The organism is Pleurocapsa sp. FMAR1 (assembly GCF_963665995.1).
In the GTDB taxonomy this organism is placed as follows: domain Bacteria; phylum Cyanobacteriota; class Cyanobacteriia; order Cyanobacteriales; family Xenococcaceae; genus Waterburya.
The window spans coordinates 2,840,003-2,853,859 of the sequence record NZ_OY762512.1; the positions used below are offsets into that span (position 1 = coordinate 2,840,003).

General features: G+C 39.5%; 9 protein-coding genes. 2 read left to right on the plus strand and 7 right to left on the minus strand.

What is annotated here, in order from left to right; all coding sequences use genetic code 11:
• Window positions 1–11: 11 nt before the first annotated feature.
• The 4 genes from SLP02_RS13785 to SLP02_RS13800 form a co-directional block, all read right to left on the minus strand.
• A complete protein-coding gene (locus SLP02_RS13785) occupies window positions 12–1,154 on the minus strand; it encodes a DNA cytosine methyltransferase (RefSeq protein WP_319421221.1) in 1,143 nt (380 codons plus the stop codon).
• A gap of 107 nt (window positions 1,155–1,261) precedes the next feature.
• Complete coding sequence (locus SLP02_RS13790; RefSeq protein ID WP_319421222.1) at window positions 1,262–2,218, minus strand: DUF362 domain-containing protein; 957 nt, start codon at window positions 2,216–2,218, stop codon at window positions 1,262–1,264.
• A 201-nt stretch (window positions 2,219–2,419) separates the two neighbouring features.
• Complete coding sequence (locus tag SLP02_RS13795; RefSeq protein WP_319421223.1) at window positions 2,420–5,344, minus strand: DEAD/DEAH box helicase; 2,925 nt, start codon at window positions 5,342–5,344, stop codon at window positions 2,420–2,422.
• 94 nt (window positions 5,345–5,438) lie between these two features.
• On the minus strand, window positions 5,439–5,948 hold the full coding sequence (locus tag SLP02_RS13800; protein ID WP_319421224.1) for a pentapeptide repeat-containing protein: 510 nt from the start codon (window positions 5,946–5,948) through the stop codon (window positions 5,439–5,441).
• Between the two features lie 173 nt (window positions 5,949–6,121).
• Between SLP02_RS13800 and SLP02_RS13805 the strand changes: the two genes are divergently transcribed.
• The gene (locus SLP02_RS13805; RefSeq protein WP_319421225.1) at window positions 6,122–6,787 is read left to right on the plus strand and encodes a Uma2 family endonuclease; all 666 of its coding nucleotides are present in this window, start codon (window positions 6,122–6,124) and stop codon (window positions 6,785–6,787) included.
• A 230-nt stretch (window positions 6,788–7,017) separates the two neighbouring features.
• On the opposite strand, the gene SLP02_RS13810 is transcribed toward SLP02_RS13805, so the two are convergent.
• Window positions 7,018–9,264: a glycoside hydrolase gene (locus SLP02_RS13810; protein WP_319421226.1), complete on the minus strand. Its 2,247-nt coding sequence runs from the start codon at window positions 9,262–9,264 to the stop codon at window positions 7,018–7,020.
• Between the two features lie 170 nt (window positions 9,265–9,434).
• Window positions 9,435–11,132: a CARDB domain-containing protein gene (locus tag SLP02_RS13815; protein WP_319421227.1), complete on the minus strand. Its 1,698-nt coding sequence runs from the start codon at window positions 11,130–11,132 to the stop codon at window positions 9,435–9,437.
• Between the two features lie 592 nt (window positions 11,133–11,724).
• Here SLP02_RS13815 and SLP02_RS13820 point away from each other — a divergent pair.
• Window positions 11,725–12,591 carry a shikimate dehydrogenase gene (locus SLP02_RS13820; protein WP_319421228.1) on the plus strand — a complete coding sequence of 289 codons (867 nt, stop codon included), beginning with the start codon at window positions 11,725–11,727 and terminating at the stop codon, window positions 12,589–12,591.
• Between the two features lie 23 nt (window positions 12,592–12,614).
• Here the strand turns inward: SLP02_RS13820 and SLP02_RS13825 are convergent, their stop codons facing one another.
• The gene (locus SLP02_RS13825; RefSeq protein ID WP_319421229.1) at window positions 12,615–13,745 is read right to left on the minus strand and encodes a geranylgeranyl reductase family protein; all 1,131 of its coding nucleotides are present in this window, start codon (window positions 13,743–13,745) and stop codon (window positions 12,615–12,617) included.
• Between the last annotated feature and the right edge of the window lie 112 nt (window positions 13,746–13,857).

A 13,857-nucleotide genomic window follows, 5' to 3' on the forward strand; every position in this document is an offset into this window, starting at 1 on the left:
CAATAATTTAACTAATTAGCTAAAGTAAGGTTTAAATCCAGATTTAATTGACTAGGCTCTTTTTTTTGCTGATTTTTAAAGGCTGGATTCAATAATTGTTCTTTAATTGCTGTAGCCAAAGCCCAACTAAGATTGACAGGGACAGCATTACCAATCATTTTGTAACCTGCATTCAAGTTTTGATAATAAAATATAAAGTCATCAGGAAAAGTTTGAATTCTGGCACACTCTCTTACAGACAAACGATGATAAGGGTAGGGCGAATCAGGATCAAAGATAAATTTATCTCGCGCTACATTAATCATTTTGCTAGCATGGGGATGAATTGGCGCATGACGGCAACTTGCTTGAATTGTAAAAGATGGCTCTTGCCACGATCGCACTCGATTACGGGACATATACATACTGGAAAAGCCACCAGTTGCATATTCATGATTGGGAATTAAACAAGCCTTGTCATTGGTTTTATTTTTGGCTTTGGCTGCCAAAGCCGACGCTCTCAAATCCCAGATAGCATCTTTGAGAGTTAATTTTGGCTGCTGTTTAACTGTTTTAACAGCTTCAATAGCCTCAACGTGGGAAACCCCCGCAACGGCTTTTCGCTCAAAATCAAAAGCTCGTTCAAGATCTTGACGAAAACCAACAAAAATAACCCGTTTTCTTTGCTGAGGAACATTAAAATTAACTGCATCTAGTAATTTAAACCTGACTTCATACCCTGCCTCTTCAAAAGCAGCAATAATATTTTTGAGAGCCTGAGAGTGTTTTTGATGCAGCATTCCTGAAACGTTTTCTGCCAAGAAAAATAAAGGCTGTTTGTCTTGTAAAATCCGAACATATTCTAAGAATAGGCGACCACGATCATCTTTAATTCCTTTTTGTCTACCTGCTTCACTCCAACTTTGGCAAGGTGGCCCGCCTACAATACCAATACAGTCAGGAATTTGTGAAGAAGCAATTTCTCGAATATCTCTGTGGTCTAAATGAGTATTAACGTGGTTTGATTCGTAGGTGTGCCAAATTTCCTTGTCCCATTCATTTGCCCAAATAGTCTTAAATCCCGCTTGAGCAAAACCCAGATCTAAACCGCCACAACCAGCAAAGAGCGACACAATATTCAAACTGCTGTTTAGATTAGCTAATAGTGATTTCATTAATAAAAAAAATAAAGCGATCGCCTGTAGCTATAAATAATAAGTTACTTGTCAAGATCAATCATTCTAGATTTTAGCAAAGTAATAGTTTGGTCAAATATCTTCGTCTATTTGCCATAGGTTTTAATTGGCTCTTTGATAAAACGGATATAAAAGTTTTTAAAGGTCGATCGCAACACACGAGGCAACCCAAAATCAATCGGCATTAAAGCATCAGGCAATTTCCAGTCTGTTACCTGTAAGTCTGCTGGTTTGCAGTAAGGAAACTCGATTTCAGAGAGTTCAGAACAGTATCCCTGTTTAAATTGAGCAGCTAGAGTCGGTACAACTTTTGGGTCAACATTGAGAATATCAATCATGGCGCGATCTAAGGCAAACACGTCGGTTGACGCGCCCAAAACTCCTAATTGCTTTGGTTCACCGCCACTAGGGCCATTACCCTCATGACCAATAATACCGTCAATTATGGTCAAATTAGGCGCGATCGCCTTTGCCGTTTCGACAATCATTTCTCCAAAGCGATCGGCATTTTTACCAGCCTCCATGTGCCACCAAGCCTTCATCTTGCCAGGGACACAGCCAAAGAGATTTTTAACTCCTAGCGTCATCGTTAACTGCACATGAGATTTTACCTTGGGTAAATTAATTACCACGTCTGCATTCATCGCTTCTTTAGACAGACGAAGATGCTGAAAGTTTTCATTTTCGGTGGCGTAACGCTGTCCTTTAAATTCCACAATAGGTAAATCTAATTCTGCACATAAAGGTAAATAACCATTAGCTTTTGCCACACCCATAGCACTTCCAAAGGCAGGACTATCCCCCAGGAAAGGTTTTCCCCCTGCTTCTTTTACCAGTTGGGCAACACAGTAAACAATTTCAGGACGAGTAATACATTCTTTGGTAGGACGACTACCCGTAAGTAAATTAGGCTTTAATAAAACGCGATCGCCTTCTTTAACGATGGCTTCTATTCCTCCCAGGGGTTGGAGTAAATATTCGAGGCGCGATCGCAATTTTTTTAGCTCGTAAGATTCAGCGCGAATTAGACTAACTGTATACATTTTTTTAGTTTATTTTTAAGCAAGTTATGCAAATTCTATCTCTTCTGCTTAAAATTTTAACCATAGAAATTGCAGTAGCTCAAATGTTAGAAACCGATCATTATAATTATTGAAATAACCTTGACGCGATCGCTTAATCGCTTTTTTTTTATACTTATATGCCTTTTAATATTTCGTCGAATGTTAGAAAATTGACAAAAATTAAATTGGAAAACGTTTCATCATCGTGCTAGCATCTCTAGCGTTGTTGGATAAAGTAGAAGAAATATTAGGGATTTGGGGGATTTGAGACAAAACATCGACGGTGCGCCTTAGCATTCTCACAATATCTCCCTCTGCCAAACTAACGCTTTCACAAAGATTATTCCAGTCCATACCCAACGCCCACTGTTCGCATAGCCCCACTAACTCGTACTCCCGCCATACTGGTAAACTAACCTCGTGACGACGTTGAGCCTGAAATAGACGGGTACGTATCTTCTGTAGACTAGAGAAGGCTGATTCGTCTCCTGAAGTTGTAGAACCTCTTTTTTTAACTCCTAATGCTTCTAATACTTCTTTGGGCGGGGGAAAGTCACACCAAACATCGGCGCGAGGAGTTTCGGTAATTAAGGCACAAACGGTAGCTGCTAGGTGATGGGGTTCTAAGTATTCTAGTTCTCCAGAAACAAAGACTAAAGCCAGCCACAGTTCGTTGTCTCCGCGAATGGTGGCAGCAGCTTGTCCTAAAAAGGTAGGATTATATTTATCTAAAGCTTCAAAGTCTTGTAAAACATTGATTAAATTGAGAAATTCTGACCAATAGTAAGACTGATTTGACTTTTGCTTTTGATATTTGATTTGAGTCTTATGAAGTTTCTCTCTTAGCTGTATCCGCTTATTGTGTTTTTTTAATAGGCGATGAGGATTATTTACCTGCTGCACAGGATGGTTATCTATTTCTTGGTGAACGCTATCTAATCTTCGCTGTTGCTCAACTACTTCGGGTGCAGGAGTTGGCGGAATTAAATAGTTGACGATTTGTTTGACGGCGATCGCTGTAGCTTCATCACCATTGCGCCATTTACCTAGTTTAACGTTATCTAAAGGTGGTAAAGATATTTCGCCTATCTCCTCGGTGGGTAAAGCTCCCTCGTTGATTTCGGTAACGTCGGCGTTGGCTGCAATATACCAGCAGTTATCTACTCCCAAGCAGAGTAAATTAGATGCTTTACCTGAACCAGGAATCTTATCTACCAATACCGCAGCTAAAGGTGAACTTAGCCGAATATGCCTGCCCTTAAGACCAATAATTCTGCCTGGTTCAATTTGAGAAACCAAAGGCTTGATTTTACTTTTTTGATCGGCTTCCGCCTGCTGTTGCAGAATTTCTAAGAGTCGTTGTTCTTCTTTGGCACGCTCCTGTAGTTTTTGATAGCTGGCTAACTGTCCAGGAGAAGTAGCTGCTAATGCCACGTCTAACTTGGCTAACTCGGTGGTAATTTCGGCGATCGCACTTTGTTCGGGAGCAAGTCTTTTTTGGGATAAATACTCGGCAAAACTTCTTTCTAGTAGCTCTTTAACTTCAGCTAAACTATATTTTTGGAGCAGATTTAATACCATGCCATAGGAAGGAGTAAACCAGCTTCTCAGAGGTTCAGCGGTGGAAGTTGCCAAAAATGCTGCTTCTTTTGCTCCCTCAAAGGGAGTTTGCATGGTCACTACATGACCTATATCATCTTTACCTCTTCTGCCCGCTCTACCTGCAATCTGCAAAAACTCCGAGGGACTAAGCATACTGTGTCCCCCATCAGTACGTTTTGACAGGGCAGACATTACCGTGGTGCGGGCGGGCATATTTATCCCTGCTGCTAAGGTAGCCGTTGCAAAGACAATCTTAACTAGTCCCTGTTCAAATAATCTTTCGACTAATTCTTTCCAGGCTGGTAACAAGCCTGCATGGTGAGAGGCAATACCCCGCATCAATGGTTCAATCTGTTCGATTCTGGCAATCTGCGAACTTTCACACAAAAACTGCCAAAGCAAATATTTCTGGTTAGGATCGGCGTTAAGATACTGTGCTAACTTGGCTTCTGCCTGTTCGTTATTGGCTAAATAATCTCGCAATAGTTCTGCTAACTCTGGATTAGAATCGGCAAAGTGTTCCAACAATGCCGTCTGTAACTCAGTATTTTCAGCTAGAAAAAAATAGAGCAAAATACTTTCAATTTGCTGCCCTTCTTCAAAAGTCACCAAATCTAATCCATCAAGGGTATCTACAGACTTGTCGCAACCCCGACGACTAAAGATGATATAGATCGCAGGCAGCATATCTTTATTCTGTAGCTGCTGCACCACCTGATAAATTTTCGGGCAGTCTTTAATCTTAAGGCGTTTGGGTTTTTGTCCTTGGCGAGGTGCAGCAGCTTTGAGTTTGGGGCTGATCTCAGTTTCGTTCTGGTTCAGCAGTCGGTGCATTCCACGGCGATCGCAAAAGTAATATCTTAAAGGTACAGGGCGAAAATCTGAATTGATAAGCTCGCACTCGTATTTCTCTTGGTTATCACTATTAGAATTGCGAACTTTGGCAATCCAGTCGGTTAACTCTTGAGGATTACCAATCGTAGCCGAGAGAGCCACTAGCTGTATTTGGGGTGGACAATAAATAATTGACTCTTCCCATACCGTACCGCGATAACGATTACTGATATAGTGACACTCATCTAGTACTACTGCCTCTACATCCTTGAGAGAAGTTCCTAGCTGTCCAATCGGTGTCTCGTAGAGCATATTGCGAAAAATCTCTGTGGTCATCACCACCACAGCAGCATTAGGATTAACAATAGTATCCCCTGTCAATAAACCAATTTTCTGAGAATCTCCTGCCCCAAACTGTTCTTGAAAATCTCGAAATTTTTGGTTAGAAAGAGCCTTAAGAGGAGTAGTATAAAATACTCGCTTACCATGTTTTAAAGCGCGATGAATTGCATATTCACCGATTAAAGTTTTCCCTGAACCTGTGGGGGCGCATATGACTACGGATTTTCCTGCTGCCAATGCGGCGATCGCCTTTTCTTGAAATTCATCAAGTTCAAAAGGGAATAATTCTGACAAATTTAACTCAGACGTAGAGGCGATTAGATTCACAAGCTGTTCTATAGATCGGACTGTCGGTCGTGATGACCAAAATTAATTATCTCTATTGTGGCATTTTTGAATCAAATTAGCTGTTGGTCTTAATTCAAGGACAGTACAAGGTATCTTTAGTGTTTCTGCCTGTAGTTGAATTAGTACCGCTTGCTATTTCACACAGTTCTCTTTCGGTAGTGGGACTAAGTAAAGCGTCGGTAAAATCTGCCCCTGTAATAGTTGCTCCTTTAAACAAGGCATTAGTTAAATATGCCCCTTCTAAATTGGCGTTGGTTAAATTAGCGCGAGTTAAACGAGTCGATTCTAAACTGGCATAACGTAAATCCGTACCTTCCAAATTAGCGTTAGCTAAATTAGCTCCAAAAAAACGCACTCCTGTTGCCTTGGAGAAACTAAAGTCACTATCTCTTAAATTAGTATGATCGAAGCTGGCATTGGTTAAATCTTGATTGGTGAAATCGGCATCGGTTAATACCTGTTTATTGTAATCTGCACTCCAAGCGGGCATTACGAATAAAGATAACGTAGCGATAATAGTCACAATCAGAATCGAAAAACCAGTGACTGTAAATGATCGTAAATGTTTAATCTTGATATCCATTGTTTTAATTTAATATTTGATCCTCAAAGAAAATATTACCAATGAATAATAGACAATTATCGATATAGCAATACTTCTTACCTACAGTAGAGCGATCGCCAATCCGAAATACACCACTATTAATAGCAAGTATTAATATAATAAATTTAATGAATGCTCCTTTATAGCCAGCTATGGTTACTCATCAATCCAAAATACTTCCTTTAGAAAATGGCGATCGCCTCTCCCGTCTTGAATTTGAGCGACGCTATCGAGCAATGCCTGAACTTAAAAAAGCTGAACTAATTGAAGGAAGAGTATACATGGCATCTCCTGTTAGGATTATTCACGGACAACCCCACGCATATATTATGGGATGGTTAGCTGTTTATCATGCAGCTACTCCAGGGACGCAATTTGCCGACAATACTACCGTGAGATTGGATGCAGATAACGAACCTCAACCTGATGCCTTGCTGCGAATTGAAGCAGGACAATCACAGATTGATGTTGATGATTATATTCAGGGTGCGCCAGAGTTGATTGTCGAAATCGCTGCTAGTACTGCATCTTACGATCTACAGGAGAAGCTACAGGTATATCGTCGCAATGGAGTGCAGGAATATCTGGTCTGGCAAGTAAGCGATCGCATTTTTGATTGGTTTTGCCTCCAAGATGGAGAATACATCAAGCTACAACCAGACAAGAAAAATATTATAAAAAGCGAGGTTTTCCCTGGCTTATGGCTGGCACTAGATTCTTTATTAAATTATGATCTAGCTGAAGTTCTCAAGACCGTGCAACAAGGATTAAACACAACAGAACATCAAAATTTTATCCGTATAATTAGCAATCAATAGTCATCCCTCATCCCTTATTCCTTACCTAGTCTCCTAAGCAAATACCCAAACCTCTAGCGGTTTTAATCAAAGTATTTTCTGAATCTACAGTGCGGTAATTTTCAATCTCCACCAATGCCAATTAAAGCATCTAAATCTAGCTGTCTATATCCTGCAATGATTTCTGAAGAGCGATCGCCTGACAACTTTAAATTACCCAAAAAGGCGATCGCTAATAACTAATAATTAAATCAGGGTGATTGCAGCCTAATAAACTTATCTTCGGGAACATAACTACGGAATTCACCGCGATCGCAAAAGACAGCTAAGATCTCTAAAGTACAATCAGGCTGAATATGCAAATCTGCCCAAGGAACAGCAATTTCTAAACACTGATCGAAAGCAGCTTCGGCACGACAGGCGCGAATTTGCCACTGCAATTCGCCATGAGCCTCTTCCAACCAAACTGAATCGGTAATCAAGTTGATACCCAAATGATGGTGGAAAGAATAGTTGGTGGGAGCTTCATTGGGTAACCCAGATATAGGTGCAGAACTATTATGATTCGTCATTCCAGGGTAATACCAGAGTAAATGTAATTCTCCTGGGATATCTTTGCCTGGCTCAACTCCTGCCTTAAAGTCCATCCGCAGATAAAAACTGCGGTGGTCTAAACCATAATATAATCTCTGCACGACGCTGCTGCGGTGCATTGTACCTCTTGCGCCACCCACTTCAATTCTGCCTGCACGATCCCAATCCTGTTCGTCGCCAATACCGTTAACAATAGGATGAATAAAGCTTCGGGGAGGGCGATCGCCTTTTACTTCGTGTTTATCCACTGCCTGATAAATGTTTTCAGGAATCGGCTCATCTAGTGCTTGATAAATAGCGCAGATATGTTCGCGGAATAGCTGATCGAACATCGCATCTTGATTTGAAGAATGTCCTTCGCCAAACCACCAAAACCAGTCTGAACCTTCGGCTGCATATAAAGCTTCCCAAACTTCGGGATTTGCTTCTTCGGTAGCTTCTGGATGTCTGGCTAAAGTTTCTCTGGCTTGAGTTAACAAATCCCAAGCACGATTTTTGACAGGATCGCCAATCCAGGTGGTAAAGCTACCGTCTACCCAAGATCCACTGTGTAACTGTTGAGCGGGAATCGTCTCTGTAGGCGGAAACTGTTCGATAAACTCTTTAACCGTTACTAGCCTGATATCTTCGCCACGGCTTAATCTAGCGTACAAAGCGTCTAAAAAGGGCATTCCGTCACGGGGGTAGTATTCCCAGCAGTTTTCTCCATCTAGGGCAATAGTGACCAACCAAGGGTGTTCTAAGGCAGTATCAGGATTGTCCTGATGAGATTTAAGAGAACGGGCGATCGCTTCTAGATGTCCGATCAAATCCGCAGCAGCATTACGAGGACTCATGCCGCTATAGGTAAAGCCAATTAAATCCGACAGACGGTGATCGCGGAAGACAATCGCTAAGTCGCCGTTTTCGGTTTCTAATTTATAAGGACGGTAGAGTAATTCTGGTTGATAAACATTTCCCGCTTCGTCACGATGGAAAAAGTGCTTGATACTCCAGCCCAAAACCGCCTCATCCGAACAAATCCATTTAAAGCCTTGCTGGGTAATATAAGGCAAAATTGTCGGGCTGACAGACTGTTCAGAGGGCCACAAACCCGCAGGTTCTTGTTCAAAACGATCTAGATACATTTCCCAGGCAATACTCAAGTGGCGGGGAATATCTTCTGACCACTGGAAACGACTTTGGGGCAAGCTCATATTTGGTACAGCCACCCGCCCCGCATTTGTATCAGCCAGCAAAGGTAAAATTGGATGAGTATAGGGGGTAGTCATGATTTCTAGCTGCCCTGCATCCTGCATTTTCTTATGCTGAGGGATAATGCGCTTAATAATTTCCCGTTGCTTAGAATAAATTCTCTGGCGATCGCTTAAAGTAAAATCTTTACCCTGTTTTAGCCAACCAGCAATCTCACCATCGTCCCAAAACAAAGGATCGATCCAAGCTAAATTATGCCAAGCCAATAAATCACTATAGTCTTGATTAGTCCAATTGGCTAAACACCAGTCAAAACCTTTGTCTTGTCGTTGGTGATACAGTTGAGCATAGCGAGGATGGGGTTCAACTAAAGTGTGATAGTAACCATCAAAGAAGTGCTTGATAATGTATTGCTTTTCTTTAGGCTTGAGATTTGCTTCTGGGGTTAATGCCAATGCCAAGTAAGGATCGATCGCTTCGCCTTCAGCATAGTCTTCTAGCTGCAAGATCAGTGAAGGCACAAGATTTACTGTCTGGTGCAGTTTTGGATATTTCTCCAACATCAAAACTAAATCTAAATAATCTTTAGTGCCATGGAGACGCACCCAAGGTAAACGATACTGTCCCCAAGCATCTGAGTCTGCTTCTCTAGACTTGTACAGGGGTTGATGTTGGTGCCAAACAAAAGCTACATAGAGAGGATGAGACATAAATTAATCAGCAGTAAGCAAAATACAAAACCAGTATAGATCTTAGATCTTTATCTTTAACTACAATTCTTAAAACAAAAGAAAAGACTTAGGAGGTCTACCTAAGTCCAATAAAAAAAATGAGGGTTTTTTCAGGTCTGTGTATCTTGATTTATCATTTATCTAGTTGACTAGATTACATCGACATTTACTTCGGCGTAATCTATATTTAAGCCGTTGAGGCTATTGTTCGTTTCATCGCTTTCAACCACGTCTCCGTAAGGATCGGCTGCCACACCAACATAATATTCACCGCTATCCGCACCAAAACCTTCCCAATTTGAAGGCAAAGTTAATTCAGTAGTCATGGTAGTGCTTCCATCAGCTTCGAGACTTATTTGAGAAGAATCTTCATCTCCTTGTAGGAAAAATACTTCAGGTATATCTTCAAGGCTCAAGCCATCGCTTTGATCGAGATATTCCTGATCGAAGATATAGAAATCTGCTGCAAAGTCCTCAGCAACAGCGTTACCTTTGTTTTCAATCTCATAGGTAACTTCAAAAGTCGATCCAGTTGAGATAGTATCGTCACTAACTTCAAAAGTCGATCCAGTTAGCAGGTCGGCACCACCAAGAGCGTTATCAATGCTAACTTTCTGGTAGTCTACGTCTAGTTCAGTTAGGCTATTATTGGTTTCATCACTTTCAGCAAAATCATCATAAACATCTGCCTCCGCACCCAGATAATAATCTCCAGAACCAGTGAAGCCTTCCCACTTTTCGGGAATAGTTAGCTGAGTAGTCATAGTGCCACTTTCACCAGTTTTAAGACTCATTAAAGTAGATTCGCGATCGCCCTGAAGAAACATTACTCCAGGATCATCTTCAAGACTTAGACTATCGTTACTCGCTAAATAATCTTTTGTAAATAAATAGAAACCTGTACTAAAATCATCAGCAGTAGAATCACCTTGGTTAGTGATTTCATATTCTACTGTCACAGTTTCTCCAGCAGCTACATTATTTTGTACTTTAAAATCAGTTACAGCCAAATCTGGTTGAGCAACCACAACTCCAGTGTTAATAACATTTATAGCTGTATAGTCTAATCCTGCATTTTGTCCACTGTTATTAACTTCATTGGTTTCGCTTACTTCATCTTTGGAGTCAACATCTAAAAGAATATTATATTTTCCATCACCACTTTTCCAAAAGAGATGATCTTTTGGAGGAACTTGGTAACTGTATTTTTTATCCTCTGTATAGCCATTGGGATTTACGATGTCTTTAATATCGTAAGTACTTAGTTTGGCATCATCTTCGGAGATCTTTGTATCTTTGGAAAGATAAATATCAACTGAAAATGGATTAGCTATTTCATCAGGACTGACATTTGCCACAGCAAAACTCAAGTCTATATAACTTCCAGCAGCAACCTCTGGCTTGCCAACTCTAGTTTGTAACCCGACTAGATCAGAATCACCAAACTCTACGGCATCAACTGTATCTAGATCGACTCCTATGCCTCGATTACTGTTATTGCTTTCATTAGACTCAGAGAACTTGTTTTTAGGATCGAGACGTAGACCTACTGTATAGGTACTATCTTTGTCTAGCCAAAATGGACTTGTAGCACTAGGAGTTTTGTAGCGAAAGCTTTTAAGACCTGAGTCTTTGCCAGCTTCTAGTACATTTCTTATTTCATAGTTACCGATTTTTAGATCATTTTCATCGATTTTCTCATCTTGAGAAATAACAATATCAAAATTAAATGGTTGAATATCTTCATCGCCATTATTAACAACAGAAAAATCAAGATTTATATCTTGTCCTCTACTTATTTTCTGTTGAGTAATATTAAAAAAACTACCTGTTAGATCTATTGCCATAAAATTTATTATTTAAAATACTCCACGCAAATGTAATCTATTTAATATTATTGAGTATGTATCAGGATTGAAACTGGTAATTCTTCTATTATTTTTATATTTTTTAGATGAAGCTTCTTAAATGATTTATGTAATTTTGCAGTCAGAAAAAAAGACTTTAGACTCTTATTTTTTAAGAAGTGTAAAATAATAAGTATAAAAGCGTAACCGAAAATATTGAATATAGTATAAAATAATCTAGTTATTACTTAGGTGTATACGCTATTTTATATAAGAAAACTAAAAAATTACATCTACAAAGTAAATGCCTATACTTTTTAAGTATTTATACACGTTTTTAATTAAACTACAATAATAGTTATAGGTATAAATATGTATAAAGTTGCTATACATAAACAGTTTAAATAATTATAATTATTCATTTAATAATTTGACTTAAATTAATTATTCATTTAATAATTGAATTTCACAAACCAAATGATAGATAAATTTTGAAATAAATTTAAAGCAATAATTTTTTAAAATTTTTACTTAGTAATAGATAATAGCCAGTCAAGAAAAACTATTTATCATCGATATAAATTAAAATGCAATGCAGCTAATTACAGGACAAACAAAGCTATTAGGAATAATAGGAAACCCCGTAGAACATTCTTTATCTCCAGTGATGCACAATGCAGCGATCGCGCATTTGGGCTTAGATTATATCTATGTACCTTTTCCTGTAAAACAGGCAGATCTAGAAACAGCGATCGCTGGATTTAAAGCCGTTAACCTAAAAGGATTTAACATCACCATTCCCCATAAACAAGCAATCATACCTTTACTGAGTGAAATTACAGATGATGCAATTAATATTGGTGCAGTCAATACGGTTTGGCGCACTGCTTCTGGCTGGAAAGGCACAAACACAGATGCAGAGGGTTTTGTTGCTCCTTTAAAAAATATGTCACGAGATTGGACACAAATAACTCCCGTCATTTTAGGAAATGGAGGCGCAGCTAGAGCAGTAATTGCTGGCTTGGCTAATTTAGGCTGTTCTGAAATTCACGTTGTTGGACGTAATCCCGATAAATTAGCTCGATTCTATCAAAGTTGGTCACACACGCCCAATATTACTTCCTTGCTTAAAATTCATAATTGGGATAATCTTGCTAGTTTAATTTCGGCTGCGGATCTACTGGTTAATACAACTCCTGTGGGAATGTCTCCTCATACAGATGCTTCTCCTGTTGACGCAGACTTGATGCAGAAGCTTAAAAAGAGTGCGATCGCCTATGATTTAATTTATACTCCTAATCCCACTCAATTTCTCAAACTAGCTCAAGCTCAAGGAGCAACAACTATAGACGGACTAGAAATGCTGCTGCAACAGGGAGTAGCTGCGCTTAAAATTTGGCTACAGCAACCAGTCCCTGTAGAAGTAATGCGTAATTCTTTAAGAGACTGTTTATATTAAACATTGAGCATTAAACTACTTATTCACCCTATTCCTGGGATAAACTTTAATTTCTGAGTCGCTTTGTCAGCAACTTGAGAATAGCTTAATTCGCCACAGAGAATTTTACCCATAAGTTGACCAGCAGTAGGACGTTTGACCCCTAGCTTATAGGCAATCTTAGGAGCTTTATAAAACAAATTAGCTAAGAAGTCTGCTTTGGCTAAATTTGCTCCCCATTCCTGGTTAATTGTTTCTGTATAGTTGGCTAAAGCATTAGCATCTCCTTGAAGCGCATTACTAACTGCTGCTGCTGCTTGGACTCCTGTAAACATCCCAGGACGAATACCTTCCCCAATGAGCGGATCGACCATTCCTGCTGCTTCTCCTACGAGTAAAATGCGATCGCTGTGTAAAGGACGATCTTTCTGCCATAAATTGAGAGAGTGTTCTCTATATTCTCCCTGACTGGCATCTAAATCGAATAGTTCAGCGTATTTGGTTAGCTGTTTTTTTAGTTCGTCAGGCTTGCCTTGAGGATTACGCACATAAGCAGCACTGATTGAATAACCATCAGCTTTAGGAAAACACCACATAAAGCCGTTTTTTAATGAACCGAAATCAAAAAATGCCGTTATTTTACGGCGATCGCTAACTTCTCCAGGAACTTGTAAACTAGCTGCTGCTATCTTCTGAGTATCAGTAAAACCAAGTAATTTTGCCACGGTACTATTAGCACCATCGGCGGCGATTAAATATTTGCTTTTAAATACACCATTATTAGTTTCAACTTGCCAAGTATCTCCCTGCAAACTAACTCCTGTTACTTCTGTATCAGCTTTAAACTCAACTCCTTGACCTATGGCTTGCTCTATCAAAAAGTTATCAAACTGATCCCTTTGTACCATCCACATTGGAGTAACATTCTTTAGCTCAACCTCAGCAGGGTCACTCATCTTAAAAGTATATTTGACCTGAGAAACATGATTTTGTACTACAGGGGAAAAGTCAAAATCAAACCATTGAGCGATCGCAGGAGACACGCCACCACCGCAAGACTTGGTACGGGGAAAAGAAAGTTTTTCTAGCACTAAAATTGAATGCCCTTTTTTAGCTAGATGATAAGCAGCACTACCTCCAGCAGGACCAGCACCCACGATAATACAGTCAAACATACAAAAATACCTTACTATCTAAAAATATTGTTTTAAAACCTTTAATACCTTAAAGGAAGGAAAACAAATGCGCAACAAGGGAGTTATAACTTAATTAGACAAAAATAAATTA